Origin of the sequence: Pollutimonas bauzanensis (assembly GCF_040393045.1) — a bacterium.
Lineage (GTDB): Bacteria > Pseudomonadota > Gammaproteobacteria > Burkholderiales > Burkholderiaceae_B > Pollutimonas > Pollutimonas bauzanensis_A.
In genome coordinates this window covers 1-20,436 of sequence record NZ_JBEBUX010000050.1, presented here as the reverse complement: position 1 = coordinate 20,436, position 20,436 = coordinate 1, and the positions used below count along the sequence as shown (strand labels likewise).

Below are 20,436 nucleotides of genomic sequence, written 5' to 3'. Positions count from 1 at the left end.
ACTGGCGGAATTCGCCTTGCAGGTTAGTGCGTTGGACGCAAACTGGAAACGTGGCGTACGAGGCTGTCGTCGAGCTCTTCCAGTCGATTAATGCCCAGTAAGGCCATATTCCTGTGAATTTCCGTTTGCAGTATCTTTATGGCGTGATCGGCGCCGGCAGGGCCGCCGACCGTAGCTGCGTAATTAAACGGACGGCCTGCAAACACGCATTTGGCGCCCAATGACAAGGCCTTGAGCACGTCGCTCCCCCGGCGTATGCCGCTGTCCATCATTACGACCAGGTCGGGGACAGCCTTGACGATTTCCGGCAGCACCAGCAGGGGCGCAACCGCGCCGTCAACCTGACGGCCCCCATGATTTGACACGATAATGCCATCAACGCCCGCATCGCGGGCCAGCACAGCATCTTGCCATCGCACCAGGCCTTTTACCACCAGATTGCCCTTCCAGGCGTCGCGAATCTGCCGCACGTGGCTCCAGTCAAAATGGTCGCGGGCCTGCATGTCGCGATCCAGCTTGGCGGACAAAACAGGGGCCCCTCTTTCAGCACGCCAGTTTTCAAAATGCGGCATGCCATGGCGCAGCAAGGTGCGGGCAAATGTGCCCAGCAGCCAACGAGGATGGCTGATCCCCTCCCAGGCCAAACGCGCAGTGGGTCGCAATGGCGAACTGAAGCCATTGCGTTGATAATTTTCAGGGTTGACCGAAACAGGTAGATCAACAGTCAGCACCAATGTTTTAAAGCCTGCGTCGCTGATCCGCTGGATCAAGGCTTCTACTCGCGTCGCGTCACCTGGCATATAGGCCTGAAACCAGGTTTCGGGAGCCGTCCGCGCCACGTCTTCCATGGGAATCAACGACGCGCCGCTCATGATGGCCGGAATATTGGCCCGTGCGGCGGCGCTGGCCAGCAGGATGTCTCCGCGATACGCCCACATTGCGCTCAAGCCCACAGGTGAAATGCCAAAGGGGGAATCAAACGTTTGCCCAAAAATCTTTATTTTCTGGGCACGTTGAGAGACCCCGGCCAACATGCGCGGCATCAGCACATAGTCGTTAAAGGCAGCCCTATTATTCGCCATTGACACCTCATCATCGGCGCCGTTACAGATATAGCTAAACAACTGACGCGGCAGCTTTTTGCGGGCCAAGGGTTCAAAATCGTTCAAAGAATAAATGTGCTTGAGCATACGGGGCGACTTTCGTAGAAGTTACGGTAAATGGAACAGGTAACCAACTATGATAAATAATGTTCTTATAGAAATATAGCGATAATATTCATATAATCTTGTTCGAATAAATTCACCATTATCACTCCAGGTTGCAGCCATGACCTTCAAGCAACTCGAAGCCTTTTTCTGGGCCGCAAGGTGCGCCAGTTTCGCAGTGGCGGCGCAACGCCTGCACTTGTCCGTATCAACCCTATCCAAGCGTATTTCAGAGCTGGAAGCCTCGCTGGGCGAACCCTTGTTCGACCGTGACACCTATCGCGCCACGCTAACAGCCACCGGGCATTCCATTCTTCCTCAAGTCAGCGCACTGCTGGATCAGTCTGAAGCCTTGCGCCTTAGCGTAAAACACGAAACCGATCTGCAAGGCCACGTGCGTTTTGGCGTTGGGGAGCTGGCCTCACAGACTTGGCTGCCGCGCTTCATCCGCCTGGCCGTAGCACGCTATCCCGGCCTGCAACTGGAACCCAATGTGGAAACCGGTCGCGCAATGGAGCAAGCGCTGGAAAACGGAGAGCTCGACTTCGCGCTGGCTGCCGGATTTTCGTCACGTGACAGCATTGCATCACACCCCTTGGGCCAGGCGGAATTTATCTGGGTGGCGGCGCCAGCGCTACTCCAGACCCAACGCGAGCATTCCACGGTCCTCTTGCAACACGTACCCCTGATCACCATGCCATCGGGCGCCGGCACACACCGCATGGTGGAAGAATGGCTGCCGCGCGCAAATGTTATCCTGGGGCGCAGTCTGACATGCAATACATGGAGCGCTGTCTCCGCCCTGCTTATTGAAGCGGTAGGCGTAGGTTTTCTGCCCCAGGCATGGGCAGTCCCGCTGCTGCAACGTGATTTACTGCAACCGCTGCCACAATGGCCCTCGCTGAAACCATTGCACTACTCTTTGCAGATGCGGCGCAACGATACGCGCCCCGTCATGCGCAGTATGCAAGGCTTGCTGGAAGAGGTCGTCGACTTCGGGCTGCCCATCAACTTCCTAACCGGCACAGCATTACAGGGGGCAACGCCATCATGAATCCCATCGCCCTCGAATACTTCGTCAAAATCGCCGAAAACGGCAATATTTCACGAACAGCCGTTGAGCTGGGCATAGAACAGTCCAGCATGACGCGCCATCTCGCCCGGCTTGAGGCCGACCTGAAAGTCCGCCTGTTTCACCGCAGTGGCCGCGGAGTGGTCCTGACTGATGCCGGCGCCCTGCTGCTGACACGCGCCAAGGCCGTCGCCGAGGCGCTGACCGAAACGCGCAAGCTGGCCATTACGCTCGCCGAGGAAGGCCCTTCCCGATTGGTGATTGCGGCCCAACCCACACTGGCTCAACGCAGCTTCCCAGCGCTCGCCCGCGCCATGCGAGCGCGCTTTCCCGATACGCACCTGCACATGGTCGAAGCATTGGGCCACCAATTGATCAACTGGCTTATAGAAGGGAAAATCGACGTTGCACTGCTCTATGTACCAGCCCAGGCTAGCGTCATCGATGTGGATATGTTGCTGCAAGAACCTTTATATTTTGTGGCGCCACCCGACCACGCGCCGCTGGGCGCAACCATGCCGGTGGCCCACATGCTTAAGCAACGTTTGATCTTGCCCAGTACGCCCCACGGCCTGCGCGAAACCGCTGAAACCCTGGCCGCCGCCTATAACACGCGTCTGCACATCGAAGTGGAATGCGATGGTTCGAACGCCATCAGCAAAAACCTTGTGCAGGCAGGCATAGGCTGCACTATTTTGCCCCTGGCCACTGTTGCCGACGAGGTGGCCCAGGGCAGCCTGCAAGCTGCCCGCCTGATCGACCCGGAAGTAATCCGGGACATTGCCATCGCCACCGCCCGCAATAGGCCACCTGTTATCGGCCAATGGGACATCCTGCAGTCGATACGACAGGTGATCAGTGAGCAGGTCTCGCAGGGCAACTGGCCCGGCGGGATCCCCTATAGCTCGCAGTCTAAGGCTGTTACTGAACCTTGATGCCGGCCTTGCGAACGACCTCTGCCCATTTGGCGACTTCCGCCTTCTGAAAAGCGCCCAGTTCGTCAGGACCAGCACCCGATATCGTCAGGCCCAGGCTCTTCAAACGCTCTTGTACCGCAGGCTGCTGCAAAGCCGCATACATCGACTTGTGGAGTTTATCAACGATAGGACGCGGGGTGCCGGCCGGTGCGAACACCGCTTGCCACGACACCACCTCGTAGCCTTTGAGACCCTGATCTTTTAGCGGCTTAACATTAGGCAGAGCATCGGCCGGCGTGCTGGAGGTAACCGCCAGGGCTCGCAACTGACCGCCTTCTATCAGGGGCATCGCCGACGTAATATTGTCGAACAGCAAGTCAATATCGCCAGCCACCAAGGCCTGCAGCGAGGGACTGCTGCCCTTATAGGGAACATGCAGCATTTTGGCGTCGATCATGCCGGCAAACAACGCGCCGGCCAAGTGCTGAGACGAACCCACACCAGATGACCCATAAGTGACCCCATCTTCCTTGGCCGTTGCCTTGGCGATCAAGTCGTCAACCGACTTAATATCGCTGTCGGCGCGCACCACCAGTACGTTAGGCAGCGTTCCCGTCAGAATTACGGGCACAAACGAAGCCACAGGATCGTAGCCGATATCGGGATAAATACTGACATTGATGGAATGAGAACTGATCGTGCCGCCGACCACCGTGTACCCGTCTGGCTTAGCCCTCGAAGCGTAGGCAGAGCCTAGGCTGCCGCCCGTGCCCGGCTTGTTCTCGACCACGACAGGCACGCCCAATGTCTGGCCTATCATTTGGCTGTAGGTTCGGCCAAGGATATCGGTTGCGCCGCCTGGCGCGAAAGGCACGACATAAGTAATAGGCTTGTTAGGCCAGTCGTCGGCGGCAGTAGCGGGTGTGGCAACCGCCATGCCAAGCGTCAGAGCGCCTGTCAGCGCAAGCAAGAACGATTTTCGGTTCAGTTTCATGAAGCAATGTCTCCGTTTTTATTTGATTTCCGGGTGGCGCGAACTTGGACGAATGTCCCGAATGCTGCAATGATTCTACCGGCTGGCACCGCATGGCTGCCATGTGAATTGCTCATATCAGAAATGAACTCCAGGCAATACCGGAAGGCGGCATAGGCTCTTTACACTGTTGGGCCAGCCCACCTGGTGGCTGATTCAGTTTTTAGGAGAATACAAATGAGGGATGCAAGCGCATCGACTACACAGATTGCCAGCGCCACGCATGCACCGCGCACAGGTGGCCGCGCCATTGTCGACTCCCTGCGAGCGCACGGTGTAGATCGCGTATTTTGCGTTCCTGGGGAAAGCTACCTGGAAGTGCTCGATGCGCTGCACGACACCCCTGAGATCGAACTGGTCGTCGCCAAACATGAAGGCGCCGCCGCCAATATGGCAGAAGCCGATGGCAAGCTGACTGGTCGCCCGGGCATCTGCATGGTCACCCGCGGGCCAGGCGCCACGCATGCCAGCATCGGCGTGCATATTGCTCAGCAAGACTCAACCCCGATGATACTGTTCGTGGGCCAAATCGCCAGGGACCACATAGGCCGTGAAGCCTTCCAGGAAGTCGACTACCAGGCGATGTTCGGCTCGCTGGCCAAATGGGTCGTGGAAATCACTGACGCCAACCGCATACCTGAAATATTGGCACGCGCTTTTCATACTGCCGTATCTGGCCGTCCAGGGCCAGTCGTAATATCACTACCGGAAGATATGCTGGTTGAAATCTGCGATACCCCCGGCTGTGCCGCCACTCCTGTGCAATCGTCTACGCTGGCGGCGGAAACGCTGAACCAGATCACCACGGCGCTTGCGCAATCCAGGCGCCCATTGGTGTTTGTGGGCGGCTCCAACTGGAGCGCGGACGCGCGTCAGGACCTGGCCGCTTTCGCCAGACAATGGAATCTGCCTGTGGCCTGCGCTTTCCGGCGTCAAGACCTGCTTGACAATCGTGACCCGCAGTATGCCGGCCACCTGAGCCTGGGCATGAACGCCAAACTGGCGCAACGCATCAAAGATTCGGATCTAATCCTCGCAATAGGCACGCGCCTGGGCGACATCATGACTGACGGTTACGGCCTGCTGGCGCCCCCGAAGATAACGCAAAAACTCATACACATCCATGCAGATTCCGGCGAACTGGGTCGTGTTTACCAGGCCGACATCGCAGTCCACGCCAGCGCTGATTGCACCGTCGCTGCGCTGGCGCTGGCCGCTGTGCCCACCAACCTACCCTGGTCAGAGTGGACCCGCGCAGCGCGCGCCGATCATGAAGCTTTTAGCGCCGCACCAACGTTAGCGCCCGAGCACAAGGGCGTGGACATGACGGCAGTGATCAAGCATCTGTCACAAACCTTGCCGGATGACGCCATCGTGACCAATGGGGCGGGCAACTATTCAGTCTGGCTGCACCGCTACTATGAATACCGGGCAGGTCGGACCGAATTGGCCCCCACCTGCGGAGCCATGGGCTATGGCCTGCCGGCCGCTGTCGCCGCCGCATTGCGCCACAGACAACGCCGGGTAGTGTGCGTCGCCGGCGACGGCTGCTTTCTGATGTACCCCCAGGAACTGGCGACGGCGGCTGAGTATGGCGCCTCGATGATTGTGCTGGTGGTCAATAACGGCATGTATGGCACGATTCGCATGCATCAGGAACGCCATCATCCTGGCCGCATCAGCGGCACGCGCCTGCAAGGGCCCGACTACGCCGCACTGGCGCGATCATTTGGCGCCTATGCGGAACAGGTCAGTTGCACCGAGGATTTCGCTGCGGCGTTCCAGCGGGCACAAGACGCGGGCGGGCTGGCGTTGCTGGAACTGCGCACCGACCCACAGCAGATCACTCCGACGGCACGCCTGGCCGGCTAAACATATGCCAACGCTAATAGCATAATCGACACAACTTATAACTTATATGAGAACAACATGACTGGCATTTCAAGCACGCTACGCCGAGCGCTTACCGGAATCTCCGGAATATTGGTCACCCCTTTCGACACCAATGATCAGACCGCACCCGAAAGACTGCGGCCCATCATGGACCGGGCCATCAAGGCCGAGGTCGATATCCTGGTCATCAACGGCAACACCAGTGAATTCTATGCGCTACAGGCCAGCGAAGCAGAAGCCATGATGGCGGCGACCACCGACATGGTCGCCGGTCGCGTGCCTGTCATCAACGGGGTAGGCCGCAGCGTATACGAAGCCTGCGCCCTGGCTCGCGCATCCAGACAGGCCGGTGTCGACGCCATTATGGTGCATCAACCGCCAGATCCGTTTGTCTCGCCACGCGGTCTCGTCGACTATGTAGAGCGTATTGCAGACGCGGCGGACGGCTTGCCCGTCATGCTTTATCTGCGAAACGACGCCATAGGCACCGACAACATCGTGCGCCTGACCGAGATCCCCACCGTGGCGGGCGTGAAATGGGCGACGCCCAGTCCCATGAAGCTTGCTCAGGCCATACAGCGCGCCGACCCCGATATCATCTGGGTGTGCGGGTTGGCGGAAACCTGGGCGCCCGCGCTATGCGCCGTAGGCGCGCAAGGATTCACGTCGGGGCTGATCAATATCTGGCCCGAGCAATCTGTAGCGATACTGCAAGCCTTGCGCGCTCAAGACTATGCCAGGGCGATGCAGCTTATCAGGCAAATTGAAGACTTCGAAAACATACGGGCAGAAGAATTGAATGGGACCAACGTCACCGGGGTGAAGGCTGCACTTCAGCTTATCGGCAACAATTGCGGCCCCACCCGCCCCCCTGCTGCTTGGCCGCTGACGGCAAATCAGCTAACGCGCATGAAGGAATTGCTGCAGAGCTGGGGCTTGGTTTGAGGTTAGCTTGATCGGCAATCCGCTATTGCCGCAAAGCTGTCTGCGAATTTTCCACAATCGACGCCCTATCGAAAACTCGGCAAACTGGCGGCATGTTTCCTCGCCACCATCATTCGTTTCAGACAGCACCCTTACCGCCTCAACCCCAGCTACGGCCTGCGGGCCAATCTGGCGCAGGCCTGGTTGAATTTTCCATTGTTGCGGTGCCCATTCTGCTGATTGGACTGGGCAGCATCGAAGTTGCGCAGTGGCTGTTTAACAAGCAGGCCGTCAGCCTGGCTTTGCTCGAAGCAGGGCGCGCGGCCATTACTTCGCACGCCAGCCCCTCTGCCATCGAAGCGGCATTTGAAAAGGCGTTGTTGCCCTTATTCGTTACCAGCCAGGACGGCGGCGCCTCTCATCGACTGCATAAGGCATTGAATCAACGCAGCCAGGAAACCGGCACAGCCCCTTGGCGTATCGAAATTCTTTCTCCCACGCCTGGAGCCTTTCTGGATTTTTCCGACCCCACACTGGACATCGCTCGGCAAACAGGGCTAGCTGCCATTAACAACAACTATTTGGCCGAACAAGACCAACGGATACGGGATAAAAACGGGCAGAATGGCCAAGGCCCTCTGTCAGGGCAGTCGATCTTGCAGGCCAATACATTGGAACTACGCCTTACCTATCTGCACGAACCGGTACTTCCCGGGATGAAAAGCCTAGTACGCATGCTGGGCAGCGAAGGCGCCGATTACGCACGGCATGCCATGGCCCGCGGGGGATACCTGCCTCTTGTACAAAACATTCGCCTTGTCATGCAATCCCACCCGGTCAACTGGCCTTTACCGGCCCATGGCAAAGTGGTCGGCCCTGGTGGTTTAAGCCCAACCTCGCCAATACCGCTATCGCCAGCCGCAACATGCCAGGGGCTCTGGTGCCTGGACCATCATACTGCGGGTCAGCCGCCCCCTCTTTCGCCAGAATCTGGCTCTGGCAGCGGGCAGGCAGGGAGTGTGCCATCAAGCGGCGAACAAGGTCAAAAAAACGGCCCGGCTGTCCAGCCAGGCTCGGATAAAAATGATATTAGTATGGTTGAACCCGGCGAACCTGCCGTCAGTCCGGACGACCCCGCCTGCGGTGTCGCATTGTGCTGCACTGCTGTTTAAAGGCTAATTGCCCTTCTTTTTAGGGATCTCGGGAGTTTTGATTTCTGGTTCTTTTTCATGTGGCGCTAGTATCTGCACATAAATTTCGCCCTCTTTGATCATGCCCAATTCCCCGCGTGCGCGTTCTTCTATGGCTGCCTTGCCCGATTTAAGATCCTGCACTTCGGCCTGCAAGGCGTTATTTCGTGCAATCAGCGCTTCGTTGGTTTCCTGCTGGCTAGCTGCCTTTTTTTCCAATTCCTGAACCCGCATCCAACCGCCCTTACCCAGCCAAAGAGGATACTGGGTAATCGCGGTCAGCAAGGCTAAAACAATAAATAGCAGTCGCATTTCTTACACAAGAACACCCCGACACGAAAGCCGGGCTGCTGGTTTTTTGCTTAGCGCAGGTTGTAGAAAGCGTCGCGGCCTGGATAAGACGCTACTTCGGCGAGTTCTTCTTCGATGCGCAGCAACTGATTGTATTTGCCCATGCGGTCGGAACGCGACAAGGAGCCTGTCTTGATCTGCATGGCATTGGTTGCCACGGCAATGTCGGCAATTGTCGTATCTTCGGTTTCGCCCGAACGGTGTGAAATGACCGCTGTGTAGCCCGCCCGCTTGGCCATTTCAATGGCGGCAAAGGTTTCTGTCAGGGTGCCGATTTGATTGATCTTGATGAGTATGGAATTGGCAATGCCCTGATCGATACCCTGCTTGAGGATCTTGGTATTGGTAACAAAAAGGTCGTCGCCAACCAACTGCACCCTTTTGCCCAATTGGTCGGAAAGCACTTTCCAGCCTTCCCAATCGTTTTCGGCCATGCCGTCTTCGATCGAAATAATGGGGTATTTGTCGCACCATGTGGCAAGCAGATTGGCAAAATCCTGCGATGTCAGGGCAATACCGCCTTCGCCAGCAAGATGGTACTTGCCGTCGCGATAGAACTCGGAGCTTGCGCAATCCAGACCCAAGGCGATTTGGGAACCCGCTTCGTAGCCGGCGTCGTTAATGGCTTGCAAAATAAGCTGGATAGCCGCTTCGTGGTTGGCGACGTTCGGGGCGAAACCGCCTTCATCGCCCACCGCTGTGGACATGCCTTGTTTGTTGAGCAGGCTCTTGAGAGCATGAAACACTTCCGCACCCATGCGCAACGATTCGCGGAAACTGGTCGCACCGATAGGCAGAATCATGAATTCTTGCAGGTCGAGCGTATTATTTGCATGTGCGCCGCCATTGATGACATTCATCATGGGCACAGGCATGGACATAGGGCCGCTGCCACCGAAATAGCGATACAGCGACAGGCCCGAATCGTCGGCTGCCGCACGCGCTACGGCCATGCTGGCCGCCAATATGGCATTGGCGCCCAGACGGCTTTTCGATTCAGTGCCGTCAAGATCGATAAGCGTACGATCGACAAATGTCTGTTCCTGGGCATCCAGGCCCATGAGCGCTTCGGATATCTCGGTATTCAAATTCTCGACTGCGCGCAAGACGCCTTTACCAAGGTAGCGAGACGCATCACCGTCACGCAATTCGATGGCCTCACGGGAGCCAGTGGAAGCGCCCGAGGGTACAGCCGCACGACCCATTGCGCCGGACTCCAGCAGCACATCGCATTCGACGGTGGGGTTGCCGCGCGAGTCTAGGATTTCGCGTCCAATGATATCTACGATTGCACTCATAATATTGACTATCCTGCTTGAATGTAAGGTTACGCTAAAAATTGCGCTTGTCTGCCCTAAGCAGCGACATTATGCGCGAACGTCCGATTGTACCCGGGCTGTGGCTTTCGGACCTCACCCTGAGTTTAAAAGATTAGAAATTTAATGATCTGTCACGGATCATAACGCAGTGCAAGCGCCCCGTGCATCTGGCCGCCGCCGCTTATTGCCGGTCATCCGTGTAGCTGCACGCTACCTGACGCAGGCGCTGCTCCAGGGTATTGAGCATTGCACCCATGCCTTGTATGTCCTCGGGCGATATACCGCCCAGTGCTTTCTCGATAAATGCCGCACGCCTAGGCAGCATTTGTTCAACAAACCCTTTCCCCTGTTCAGTTAGGGCAACATTTGTCAGGCGATTATCTTTTACGTCGCTGTGCCTGTGAATCCAGCCCTGGGTTTCGATTGCTTTGATCTGGCGGGTAAGCGCGGCAGGGTCCACCCGCAAGTCCAGCGCCAACTGCTTTTGTGAAGCATCCCCCGATTGGTATAAATGCAGCAAGATGCGCCAACGAGCCATGGAAAGGCCAATACTGGCTTCGAATCCCAACATCAAAGCACGATATGTGCGGCCTAATTGCTGCATCAATTGCAATTGTGGAATATCGTTCACCGGCCTTCATCCCCTTTTTTTTCATCGCTGGCTACTGTGGGCGCCACGGAGCGAGAGAGACGGATCGTAGGAACACGGTACACCCACACCAGAGCAACCAAGCCAACCAGCACCGTAACAATGAGACCGAGATGCACAGCCGACACCAGGGACAAGCGAGCAATCTCTATAAAAGCATCACCCTGCAGGCTTAAGCGCTGCAGATGTGCCATGAAGTCGCTTTGCACGGCATGGCTGACCAGGACTTGTGGATCTTCCAGCAAGGTAATCCACGAGCTTCCCTGCCCTTCCGGTACAGACAAGCGCACCTTGCTGACATAGTAGTGAGTGACCAAGCTGCCCACCACCGCCATACCCAGCATTCCACCTATCATGCGTATGGATTGCAATAGCGCAGTAGAAATACCAAGCAAGGCGCGTCCCGCCGTTTCTTGGGCAAATACCGTCAGATTGGGCATGATAAAGCCCAGGCCGGTGCCCCCCAGCATCATATAACCTGCCACCAGCCAGCGCGACGTAGCCCGGTCGGAAAAAACAAATCCCAGGCAAGCCATCGTCATAAGTCCAAAACCCAAATAAAGAATATGGGTGGGCTTCTCAAGGCGAATCACAATACGGCTATTCATGACACTGCCGATAGTGATGAAGACAACCAAAGGCGTAATAAGCAGCCCTACTTGCTGGGGCGTCATGCCGAAGCCCCCTTGCAGGAGCAAAGGAAGGTAGAACAACAGCACGAACATGATAAAACCGGCAAAAAAAGACAAATAGAACAAAGCCGCCAAGCTTTTGTTCTGGAACATCGCCATTGGCAGCAATGGCTCGGGACAACGTTTTTCCCAATAAATCAATAAAGCGATGGCCGAAATCGCCAAAACCCCTAGCAAGACCATATAAATACTGGCGCCGTGCATGGGCAAAAACTCGACGAAAAGTTGCAAACAGCCCAACCCCACTGCTATCAGGATCGCCCCCTGCCAGTCGAGTTGAATCTTGCGACGCTGGATTTGCCGTATGTGCGGCAGAAAACGCCAAACGAAATACAGACTGATGACGCCTATAGGCAAATTGACATAGAAAACCGAGCGCCATCCCATGTATTGGGTAAGGAATCCGCCCAAAGAAGGCCCAAAGGCATTAGCTATCCCGAAAGACGCGGTCAGCAATACTTGCCAGCGCAAACGCACGTGGGTGTCGGTAAAAAGATCTGGAACACAGGCAAAAGCAGTCCCTACCAACATACCCCCGCCTATGCCTTGCAACCCGCGAGCCAAGACAAGTTGCAGCATGGTGTCGGCCATACCGCATAAGACCGAAGCCAAGGTGAACACCACGATAGACGCCACAACAAAGCGTTTACGACCGTAATAGTCGCCCAGACGACCAAATATAGGAACCGTAATGACGGACGTCAACAAGTAGGAAGTCGCAACCCAGGCATACAGCTCGAATCCGTTCAGTTCGGCCACAATGGTGGGCAGAGCCGTGCCGACGACAGTCTGATCAACAGCCACCAGCATCGTAACGAAGCAGAGTCCCAACATGGCCATCAGCGATTTGCGCACCGATAAAACACGTCCCGTGTCTTCGGCTTGTGATGTTTGCTGGGCTGACATTGCTAACCTTTGATCTATCAATGATTGTTAAGTCAACAATTTTAATGATCGGTCAGCATGCAGGCAAGTTATTCATACAAATTTTTGAAACTTGTGATGTATTAACGCAGTACGGGTCGCCCTGCTGCGCAGTGCAGTGCAGCCACCCAGGCTATATGCCTTCTACGATATACATGTTCATAATGGCGGCGCGCTCGCGAGTATTGCGGGCTCGTCGATATTGAGCTGAGTTATAGAACACGGTGGCGGCGGCCATATTTGGAAATTGCAGGATTACAGTACGTCCAGGGTTCTGTCCTTCCAGGGTCTGAACCTTTCCCCCTCGCACAAGAACTTTGACATCATGCGCCCGCATGGCGAGTGTCGAAAAGCGGCGATAGTCTTCGTAGGCTTCCGGATTGGTGACGGTGACGTTGGCGATTATGTAGGCAGTCATGGCGGATTCAGAAAAACGCTGGGCTCAGCAACATAAGGACTATACAAGAGGAATCGTCGTTGCTGCGATTGCGCCTAGTCCCTCTTAAACACGCTGCTACTGCTGCTGCGATTGCGTCTCTTAAACACGCCGTGGCTGCTGTGACAGGAATATGAGCTCCTCCCAGAACCTGGCACGCGGCTTAAAAAGAGGCACGGACACTATGACCCAGCACGCAGACCAAGAAAAAGCGCCACAAATCCCAAGATTCATGGCGCTTTATCACCTCACTACAGCAGGCCTTAGCCTTCCAACTCGTAGCCTAAAACAACACAGCTAAACCAGCCTTACTCAATCAAGCAGCCGATACCGTGCTATCGGCTTCCGCCTTGCGCACTGCCTGATGGTCGATTGCCGCTTGAATATAGCTGGTAAACAACGGATGCCCATCACGAGGCGTGGACGTGAATTCCGGATGGAACTGAACGCCCATGAACCAAGGATGATTAGGCAACTCCATGATCTCGGGAAGATTTTCCGTAGGAGTCCGGGCACTGATTACCATGCCAGCCTCTTCCAGACGCGACACATATACGTTATTCACTTCATAACGATGACGATGGCGCTCGTTGACTTCGCTGCCATATATTTTGAAAGCACGCGTGTCAGGCTTGACTGGGCAACGCTGAGCGCCTTTGCGCATCGTGCCGCCCAGATCCGACGTATCGTCGCGCTTTTCAATTTTACCTTCGCGATCTTGCCATTCGGCGATCAAGGCCACGACTGGATGCGGCGCTGACGGATCGAATTCCGTGCTATTGGCGCCACCCAGACCGGCGACATCGCGAGCAAATTCCACTACGGCCAACTGCATGCCCAGACATATGCCCAAATAAGGCACACCGTTTTCGCGGGCATAGCGAATGGCCTTGATCTTCCCTTCAGTACCGCGCTTGCCGAAGCCGCCAGGAACCAGAATCGCATCCAGGCCTTTCAGGCAATCAATGCCCTCTGCCTCGATAACTTCGGAGTCAAGATATTCAATCGATACCTTCGACTGGGTATGGATACCAGCATGAACCAGGGCTTCGCTTAGCGATTTATACGACTCGGTCAAGTCGACATACTTGCCCACCATGCCGATGCGTACTTCATGCTGCGGGTGCTCGATGGCATCGACCAGTCGATCCCAGACGGTAAGGTCGGCGGGCGGCGGCGTAATCGCCAATGCGTCACAAATCAGGTTATCCAGCCCTTGCTTATGCAACATGGCCGGAATCTTGTAGATGGAATCAGCATCCCAGACGGAAATCACTGCGTCCAGGGGCACATTGGAAAACAGCGAAATCTTGGCGCGCTCGTCATCGGGAACAGGGCGATCGGCACGGCACAGCAAGGCATTAGGATAAATGCCGATTTCGCGTAGCTTTTGCACCGAGTGCTGAGTGGGTTTGGTCTTGAGTTCGCCAGCTGACGCAATAAACGGCACCAGCGTCAAGTGCACGAATGCCGCATTGTTGCGTCCCAAACGCAGGCTCATCTGCCGAACCGCCTCGAGGAAAGGCAAGGACTCGATATCGCCGACAGTGCCGCCGATTTCAACAATAGCCACATCGGCAGCACCATCCCAGGCAGCCTTAGCCCCACGCGCCACGAAATCCTGGATTTCGTTGGTAATGTGAGGAATGACCTGAACGGTCTTGCCCAGATAATCGCCACGCCGTTCTTTACGAAGCACCGATTCATAGATCTGGCCAGTCGTAAAGTTGTTGACCTTGCGCATCCGCGTAGAAATGAAACGCTCGTAGTGGCCCAGATCCAGATCGGTTTCAGCGCCGTCTTCAGTCACGAAGACTTCCCCGTGTTGAAAGGGGCTCATGGTGCCGGGATCGACGTTGATGTAGGGGTCGAGCTTGAGCATTGTGACGCGCAAGCCTCGCGATTCAAGGATTGCGGCGAGAGAGGCTGCGGCAATGCCTTTACCCAGGGAGGAGACAACTCCACCTGTGACAAATACGTATTTGGTCATCGTAGATACATGCCCGGGGTTGCCGGGCAAGAGCAGGAAATTTGGATTATAGCCGGGCGGCGAGAACTTGTAGACAGTTCCCGCCGAATATTGATGTTTTGATCAGATTTCTGTTGTACGTTCCAACAACCACGCTTTGGCCTTCCCATCGACCAAGGGGAGCAACCGATTGCGTACCTGGGCATGGTAATCATTAAGCCAGGCGCGTTCGGCCTCGGCCAGCAAGCCTAACTCGATGCACCGGGTATCGATAGGGCATAACGTAAGCGTTTCGAACTTCAGGAATTCGCCAAACTCGGTCTCGACCGCAGGAACGGCGAGAACCAGATTTTCTATGCGGATGCCCCATAAGCCGGGGCGGTACAAGCCGGGTTCGTTCGATGTGATCATGCCCGGCTGCATTGCCATATTCGGATTGATAGTGGCGCGGTACGCAATAGACTGCGGCCCTTCATGAACATTCATGAAATATCCCACACCGTGACCAGTGCCATGACCGTAGTCCGCACCAGTCTGCCAGATCGGCATGCGTGCAATCGTATCCAACAGCGGCGACATCGTGCCGCGTGGAAAAACGGCAAGCGACAAGGCGATCATCCCCTTGAGCACTGCTGTGTAGTCGCGTTTCTGCGCGACGCTAACCTGCCCTACCGGCACCACGCGTGTAATGTCGGTCGTGCCGCCCAAATATTGGCCGCCCGAATCGATCAGCAGCAGGCCATCGCCTTCGATGACGGCATGCGACGCCTCGGTGGCATGATAGTGCGGCATGGCGCCATTAGCGTTGTATGCCGCAATAGTGCCAAAGCTGGGCGTCACGAAATGAGGCCGGCGGCTGCGTGCTTCGGTAATTTTTTCATCAATGGTAAGTTCGGTGATGCGCGCCGAACCCTGGGCGGCTTCGAACCATGCAAAAAATTCACACAATGCCGCGCCATCTTGCTCCATAGTGCGACGCACATGGTCAGCTTCGGCGGCGTTTTTACGCGATTTGAATAACTGCGATGGATTCAGCGCTTCCACTTTACCGACAAATGCCGCTGCGGCCAATACACCCACGGTGCAACGGGCTGGATCGAACAGCAAGGTTTCGCGTTCGGCTAGACAAGCCAGCGCACCTGCCGCGGCATCGTAAGCTTCGACATGGATTCCCTCTTGCAATAATCGCGCGCACAGGCTTTCATCGATTTTTCCGGGCGCTACGAAAATACGGGCGCTGTCTTTGCCCACCAGCGCATGCGCCAGAAACACCGGGTTGTAGGAAACATCATCGCCACGCAAATTAAATAGCCAGGCGATATCATCCAGCGAGGATATCCAATGCCAATCAGCGTTGCGCCCTGCCATTTCAGCACGCACCGCAGCCAGATTTTCACTGCGGGTACGGCACGAAAATGGCGGCAAATGCTCGTAGACAGTGCCCTGCGGCAAACCTGGACGCTGCTGCCAGACGGCATCAAGCAGATCCAGGTCGCAAACCAGCTTGACGCCTTTGGCGGCCAGTGTTGCCTGCCATTGACGATGCGCCTGAATAGCCAATACCTGGCCATCGATACTTACGCGGGCATCGCGCGGCAATGCCGCAGCCAGCCAGTCGGCCGGGCCAGGCACGTCGGGCGCACCCGCACGCATGGTCTGTATGCCGGTACCAGCCAGATCATGATCGGCCTGCTCCCAGTAACGGCTATCAGTCCAGAGCCCCGCAAATTCAGCAGTTAGCACCAGGGTGCCCGCCGACCCGTCGAATCCGCTAAGCCATTGCCTGCCCTGCCAATGCTCCGGCAAATATTCAGACAAATGCGGATCAGCCGACAGCACCACGCAGGCGTCCACCTTGTGCGAGGACATGGCCGCCTGCAAGGCCCGGATACGTTCGGCAAAAACTGAGTGGCTCACGATATTCCTTTCGTCGACAAGATCATGCATGGTGCTGTGGGCTGGGGTAGAAAGACAAATAGGTCGGAAACGTTAAGCTACCGCCGACACATCCAGCTTCGCCCCGGTTTTGGACTGGATTTCCTGGGCAGTCACACCGGGAGCAAGCTCAATCAGCTTAAGCCCACCTTCAGCGACTTCAATGACGCCCAGGTCGGTAATGATCAAGTCCACGACACCCACTCCGGTCAACGGCAAGTTGCATTCAGGCAGCAGCTTGATATCTTCCGTGCCGTCTTTCTTGCGGGCAACGTGTTCCATCAAGACCACGACCTTGCCCACACCTGCCACCAAATCCATTGCGCCGCCCATGCCTTTGATCATTTTCCCCGGGATCATCCAGTTGGCCAGATCGCCTTTCTCGGAAACCTGCATGGCGCCCAAAATGGCCAAATTGATTTTCCCGCCACGTATCATCGCAAATGAGTCAGCCGACGCAAAAATGGATGAGCCAGGCAAGGTCGTTATGGTTTGTTTGCCGGCGTTGATCAAATCCGCATCGATTTCGTCTTCAGTCGGAAACGGGCCAATGCCCAGCAGCCCATTTTCCGATTGCAACCAGACCTCTATCCCTTCAGGCACATGATTGGCCACCAGCGTGGGCAAGCCTATGCCAAGGTTCACATAAAAACCGTCTTGCAGTTCGCGGGCAGCGCGCGCCGCCATTTCTTCACGATTCCAGGCCATCTTCAAGCTCCTTGTGCGTTGCGGACAGTACGCTGTTCAATACGTTTTTCGGGGTTGGCGTTGACCACGATGCGATGCACATAAATGCCCGGCAGATGGACGTGGTCGGGATCAAAGGTGCCAGTGTCGACAACCTCTTCGACTTCGACGATTGTGATTTTTCCGGCCATGGCGACGTTAGGATTGAAGTTGCGTGCGGTTTTACGGAATAACAGATTGCCGCTACGATCCGCCTTGTAGGCCTTGACCAACGACACGTCGGGAACCAGGGATCGTTCCATGACATATTTTTCACCGTCGAATTCGCGGACTTCCTTGCCGTCGGCCACGATGGTGCCCACTCCGGTACGGGTAAAAAAAGCGGGGATGCCAGCGCCGCCAGCGCGCAGTTTTTCGGCCAACGTGCCTTGGGGAGTAAATTCGAGTTCGAGTTCGCCGGCCAGGAACTGGCGTTCGAATTCTTTGTTTTCGCCAACGTACGACGCAATCATCTTCTTGATTTGGCGCGTGCTAAGCAATTGACCCAAGCCAAAGCCGTCGACACCCGCGTTGTTGCTGATACATGTCAGGTTTTGCACACCTGAATCACGTAGCGCCGCAATCAAGGCTTCGGGAATGCCGCAAAGGCCAAACCCGCCGACCGCAATGGTTTGACCATCGGCGACAACGCCTTTAAGTGCTTCTTCGGCACTCGCATAGACTTTATCCATTACTCCATCCTTATTTTCAAAACTGCATACGGAGGCGAAAATTCATATGGCTTCGCCCGCAAAGGAACAAAAAGGAACTAAAAAACCACCACACTTCAAATCTTTACGTTGCCAGCGAACACCGGATTCGCAGGCCTGCCGTCAAACCTGCTCGGCAACAAAAGCCTTGGCGAACCTGGATAGCTCGCCCGGAGTCCAGGGTGAGGACTTTCCAGAACTGGCATTGACACCGACAATAACGTAGCTGCCCTTAGCGTAGGCCACACCGGGTTCATCTTCCCGTTCGATAAGCGTGTCTACCGTCATACTGGATCGTCCTACGCGAGTAAGCACCTGTGTCACTACAACGGTCGCCGGATACGTGAGCGGCTTAAGAAAGTCACAGGATGCGTGAGCCAGGATGCCCGCCCTGGTCTCCGGCAAGCTGATCCCGGCCGACTGAAACAACTGAACACGGGCTTCTTCGAAATAGCGAAAATACAGCGTATTGTTGACATGATTCTGGGCATCCTGATCGCCCCAGCGTACCGGTATGGCGCAACGGAAAGCGCCCCCGATAACAGGCGAAGAAGGTGAATCAGTAATCTGCATGGAAAGAACCCTTTCGCAAAAGTAAGCGTAGTTGAAGTATAACGGCAAGAAACCGCCCTCTAGAACGCAGATAGGCCAACTGCGGGCGAAATACCTCGCTGTACGCAGACGCCCGGATCCTCATGCGTCTCAAGACTACAATACAATCAGGGAATAAAGCAAAATACTGGCCTTACCGGCCACTCGCCATAGCAGACATACGGGAGATCTTTACAAAATGGCTGAACGCGAATCAATGGAATACGACGTCGTTGTAGTGGGTGCAGGGCCAGGCGGCCTGGCAACCGCTATACGGCTTAAGCAGCTTGCAGCCGAACGCGACCACGAAATCAGCGTTTGCGTCCTGGAAAAGGGATCTGAAGTCGGTGCTCATATCTTGTCTGGCGCCGTCATGGACCCCCGCGCCCTTAACGAACTGATTCCCGACTGGAAAGAAAAAGGCGCCCCGCTGGACACTGTGGTAACCGAAGACAAGTTCTTGTTCCTGACGGAAAAAGGCTCGCGCGCTACGCCCAACTGGCTATTGCCGGAATGCTTTCACAATGAAGGCAATTACATAGTCCGTTTAGGCAATGTCGTAAGGTGGATGGGTGAGCAAGCCGAAGCGCTGGGTGTAGATCTTTTCCCCGGATTTGCCGCAACCGAAATTCTTTACACCGAAACTGGCGCCGTAAAAGGCGTAGCCACGGGCGACATGGGCGTTGCGCGTGATGGTTCCCACACACCGCATTACCAGCCTGGCATGGAACTGCATGCACGCTACACCGTTTTTGCGGAAGGCTCACGCGGTCAACTTGGACGCGAGCTTATCAGCCGCTACAAGCTGGATGCGGGCCGCGATCCGCAAAGCTATGGCATTGGCATCAAGGAAATGTGGGAAGTCGACCCGTCGCAGTCACAACCTGGCCTGGTCATGCATACCGCGGGCTGGCCACTGGACTCAGACACTTACGGTGGCTCTTTTCTCTACCATCTGGCCGACAACATTGTTGTAGTCGGGCTGGTCGTGGGGCTGGACTACGCCAACCCATGGCTTTCTCCCTTCGAGGAATTCCAGCGCTATAAGACGCATCCTGCGATTCGCCCGACCTTCGAGGGTGCCAAGCGCATTGCCTATGGCGCGCGTTCCCTCACTGCAGGCGGCCTGCTGTCCCTGCCCAAGCTATGCTTTCCGGGCGGCGTCATGGTGGGTTGCGAAGCCGGCGTACTTAACTCATCGCGCATCAAGGGCAGCCATTCGGCTATCAAGACTGGCGCGCTAGCCGCAGAAGCCGCTTTCGACGCCATTGTGGCCGACCGCAGTCACGACGAGCTGGTGGCTTACCCTGCCGCATTTGAAAGTTCCTGGTTGCATGCCGAACTGAACAAATCACGCAATTTCAAGCAGTGGTTTAAAAAAGGCCGCACCATTGCTACCGTCATGACTGGTATCGAGCAATGGTTGCTGAAGGGGAAAATGCCCTGGACCTTGCATCACAGCAAACCAGATCACGCCTGTTTGCAGCCAGCGGCCGAATGTGCCCGCATCGATTACCCCAAGCCCGACGGCAAGCTCACGTTCGATCGTCTGAGTTCGGTGTTTATTTCCAATACCAACCACGAAGAAAACGAGCCCATACACCTGACGCTCAAGGATGCTTCGATTCCGGTGTCGGTCAACCTCGCAAAGTATGCCGGCCCAGAGGCGCGTTACTGTCCGGCCGGTGTATATGAGTTCGTGAAAACGGACACAGGCGAAGATCGTCTGCAAATCAATGCGCAAAATTGCGTGCATTGCAAGACTTGCGATATTAAGGATCCGACGCAGAATATTGTGTGGGTGGCACCGCAAGGCGGCGAGGGGCCGGTTTACAACGGGATGTAAGACGGTTTTAGCTGTCTTCTGTCTTCGTTTTTGTGCCTTCGTTTTTGTGCC

18 protein-coding genes are annotated in these 20,436 nt (G+C 55.9%); 6 read left to right on the top strand and 12 right to left on the bottom strand.

The genetic code is table 11. From position 1 onward, the window contains the following. Nucleotides 1-23 precede the first annotated feature (23 nt). Nucleotides 24-1,190: an alpha-hydroxy acid oxidase gene (locus ABWO67_RS09865; RefSeq protein ID WP_353151058.1), complete on the bottom strand. Its 1,167-nt coding sequence runs from the start codon at nt 1,188-1,190 to the stop codon at nt 24-26. A 139-nt stretch (nt 1,191-1,329) separates the two neighbouring features. Between ABWO67_RS09865 and ABWO67_RS09860 the strand changes: the two genes are divergently transcribed. Next, on the top strand, nt 1,330-2,262 hold the full coding sequence (locus ABWO67_RS09860) for a LysR family transcriptional regulator (RefSeq protein ID WP_353151055.1): 933 nt from the start codon (nt 1,330-1,332) through the stop codon (nt 2,260-2,262). Beyond that, nucleotides 2,259-3,215 (top strand): LysR family transcriptional regulator, encoded by a 957-nt coding sequence (locus ABWO67_RS09855; protein WP_353151053.1) that lies wholly within the window; start codon nt 2,259-2,261, stop codon nt 3,213-3,215. Before ABWO67_RS09860 ends, ABWO67_RS09855 begins: the two co-directional genes overlap by 4 nt. On the opposite strand, the gene ABWO67_RS09850 is transcribed toward ABWO67_RS09855, so the two are convergent. Next, nucleotides 3,202-4,185: a Bug family tripartite tricarboxylate transporter substrate binding protein gene (locus ABWO67_RS09850; RefSeq protein ID WP_502929993.1), complete on the bottom strand. Its 984-nt coding sequence runs from the start codon at nt 4,183-4,185 to the stop codon at nt 3,202-3,204. The two genes, ABWO67_RS09855 and ABWO67_RS09850, sit on opposite strands and share 14 nt — an antisense overlap. Nucleotides 4,186-4,407: 222 nt before the next feature. On the opposite strand from ABWO67_RS09850, the gene ABWO67_RS09845 reads away from it, so the two are divergent. From ABWO67_RS09845 to ABWO67_RS09835, 3 genes are all read left to right on the top strand, one after another. Continuing rightward, the gene (locus tag ABWO67_RS09845) at nt 4,408-6,102 is read left to right on the top strand and encodes a thiamine pyrophosphate-binding protein (protein WP_353151047.1); all 1,695 of its coding nucleotides are present in this window, start codon (nt 4,408-4,410) and stop codon (nt 6,100-6,102) included. 57 nt (nt 6,103-6,159) lie between these two features. Further along, the gene (locus ABWO67_RS09840) at nt 6,160-7,068 is read left to right on the top strand and encodes a dihydrodipicolinate synthase family protein (protein ID WP_353151044.1); all 909 of its coding nucleotides are present in this window, start codon (nt 6,160-6,162) and stop codon (nt 7,066-7,068) included. Nucleotides 7,069-7,160: 92 nt separating this feature from the next. Further along, a complete protein-coding gene (locus tag ABWO67_RS09835) occupies nt 7,161-8,219 on the top strand; it encodes a TadE/TadG family type IV pilus assembly protein (protein WP_353151041.1) in 1,059 nt (352 codons plus the stop codon). A gap of 3 nt (nt 8,220-8,222) precedes the next feature. On the opposite strand, the gene ftsB is transcribed toward ABWO67_RS09835, so the two are convergent. The 10 genes from ftsB to ABWO67_RS09785 all read right to left on the bottom strand — a co-directional run bounded on the left by ftsB (nt 8,223) and on the right by ABWO67_RS09785 (nt 18,521). Further along, complete coding sequence (ftsB, locus tag ABWO67_RS09830; RefSeq protein ID WP_353151039.1) at nt 8,223-8,549, bottom strand: cell division protein FtsB; 327 nt, start codon at nt 8,547-8,549, stop codon at nt 8,223-8,225. 50 nt (nt 8,550-8,599) lie between these two features. Then, nucleotides 8,600-9,886 (bottom strand): phosphopyruvate hydratase, encoded by a 1,287-nt coding sequence (eno, locus tag ABWO67_RS09825; protein WP_353151037.1) that lies wholly within the window; start codon nt 9,884-9,886, stop codon nt 8,600-8,602. 202 nt (nt 9,887-10,088) lie between these two features. Continuing rightward, nucleotides 10,089-10,538: a MarR family winged helix-turn-helix transcriptional regulator gene (locus ABWO67_RS09820; protein ID WP_353151034.1), complete on the bottom strand. Its 450-nt coding sequence runs from the start codon at nt 10,536-10,538 to the stop codon at nt 10,089-10,091. Next, complete coding sequence (locus ABWO67_RS09815) at nt 10,535-12,172, bottom strand: MFS transporter (protein ID WP_353151078.1); 1,638 nt, start codon at nt 12,170-12,172, stop codon at nt 10,535-10,537. The genes ABWO67_RS09820 and ABWO67_RS09815 overlap by 4 nt, the downstream gene beginning before the upstream one ends. Nucleotides 12,173-12,305: 133 nt before the next feature. Next, nucleotides 12,306-12,590: a DUF1330 domain-containing protein gene (locus ABWO67_RS09810; RefSeq protein ID WP_353151031.1), complete on the bottom strand. Its 285-nt coding sequence runs from the start codon at nt 12,588-12,590 to the stop codon at nt 12,306-12,308. 334 nt (nt 12,591-12,924) lie between these two features. Then, complete coding sequence (gene pyrG / locus ABWO67_RS09805) at nt 12,925-14,598, bottom strand: CTP synthase (protein ID WP_353151030.1); 1,674 nt, start codon at nt 14,596-14,598, stop codon at nt 12,925-12,927. A 102-nt stretch (nt 14,599-14,700) separates the two neighbouring features. Next, nucleotides 14,701-16,524, bottom strand: a complete 1,824-nt coding sequence (locus ABWO67_RS09800) for an aminopeptidase P family protein (protein WP_353151028.1) — start codon at nt 16,522-16,524, stop codon at nt 14,701-14,703. A gap of 42 nt (nt 16,525-16,566) precedes the next feature. Then, a complete protein-coding gene (locus tag ABWO67_RS09795; RefSeq protein WP_353151026.1) occupies nt 16,567-17,220 on the bottom strand; it encodes a CoA transferase subunit B in 654 nt (217 codons plus the stop codon). Between the two features lie 2 nt (nt 17,221-17,222). Beyond that, entirely contained in the window at nt 17,223-17,930 is a 708-nt protein-coding gene (locus ABWO67_RS09790) for a CoA transferase subunit A (protein ID WP_353151023.1), read from the bottom strand. Nucleotides 17,931-18,071: 141 nt separating this feature from the next. Then, nucleotides 18,072-18,521, bottom strand: coding sequence for an acyl-CoA thioesterase (locus ABWO67_RS09785; protein ID WP_353151020.1), 450 nt, complete (start codon nt 18,519-18,521; stop codon nt 18,072-18,074). Between the two features lie 217 nt (nt 18,522-18,738). Between ABWO67_RS09785 and ABWO67_RS09780 the strand changes: the two genes are divergently transcribed. After that, complete coding sequence (locus tag ABWO67_RS09780) at nt 18,739-20,385, top strand: electron transfer flavoprotein-ubiquinone oxidoreductase (RefSeq protein WP_353151018.1); 1,647 nt, start codon at nt 18,739-18,741, stop codon at nt 20,383-20,385. Nucleotides 20,386-20,436 lie beyond the last annotated feature (51 nt).

What these genes read in the sequence shown, in the direction of transcription:
- ABWO67_RS09865 (WP_353151058.1), bottom strand. Translation starts at nt 1,190, where the DNA reads ATGCTCAAGCACATTTATTCTTTGAACGATTTTGAACCCTTGGCCCGC.
- ABWO67_RS09860 (WP_353151055.1), top strand. Translation starts at nt 1,330, where the DNA reads ATGACCTTCAAGCAACTCGAAGCCTTTTTCTGGGCCGCAAGGTGCGCC.
- ABWO67_RS09855 (WP_353151053.1), top strand. Translation starts at nt 2,259, where the DNA reads ATGAATCCCATCGCCCTCGAATACTTCGTCAAAATCGCCGAAAACGGC.
- ABWO67_RS09845 (WP_353151047.1), top strand. Translation starts at nt 4,408, where the DNA reads ATGAGGGATGCAAGCGCATCGACTACACAGATTGCCAGCGCCACGCAT.
- ABWO67_RS09840 (WP_353151044.1), top strand. Translation starts at nt 6,160, where the DNA reads ATGACTGGCATTTCAAGCACGCTACGCCGAGCGCTTACCGGAATCTCC.
- ABWO67_RS09835 (WP_353151041.1), top strand. Translation starts at nt 7,161, where the DNA reads ATGTTTCCTCGCCACCATCATTCGTTTCAGACAGCACCCTTACCGCCT.
- ftsB (WP_353151039.1), bottom strand. Translation starts at nt 8,549, where the DNA reads ATGCGACTGCTATTTATTGTTTTAGCCTTGCTGACCGCGATTACCCAG.
- eno (WP_353151037.1), bottom strand. Translation starts at nt 9,886, where the DNA reads ATGAGTGCAATCGTAGATATCATTGGACGCGAAATCCTAGACTCGCGC.
- ABWO67_RS09810 (WP_353151031.1), bottom strand. Translation starts at nt 12,590, where the DNA reads ATGACTGCCTACATAATCGCCAACGTCACCGTCACCAATCCGGAAGCC.
- pyrG (WP_353151030.1), bottom strand. Translation starts at nt 14,598, where the DNA reads ATGACCAAATACGTATTTGTCACAGGTGGAGTTGTCTCCTCCCTGGGT.
- ABWO67_RS09800 (WP_353151028.1), bottom strand. Translation starts at nt 16,524, where the DNA reads ATGCATGATCTTGTCGACGAAAGGAATATCGTGAGCCACTCAGTTTTT.
- ABWO67_RS09795 (WP_353151026.1), bottom strand. Translation starts at nt 17,220, where the DNA reads ATGGCCTGGAATCGTGAAGAAATGGCGGCGCGCGCTGCCCGCGAACTG.
- ABWO67_RS09790 (WP_353151023.1), bottom strand. Translation starts at nt 17,930, where the DNA reads ATGGATAAAGTCTATGCGAGTGCCGAAGAAGCACTTAAAGGCGTTGTC.
- ABWO67_RS09785 (WP_353151020.1), bottom strand. Translation starts at nt 18,521, where the DNA reads ATGCAGATTACTGATTCACCTTCTTCGCCTGTTATCGGGGGCGCTTTC.
- ABWO67_RS09780 (WP_353151018.1), top strand. Translation starts at nt 18,739, where the DNA reads ATGGCTGAACGCGAATCAATGGAATACGACGTCGTTGTAGTGGGTGCA.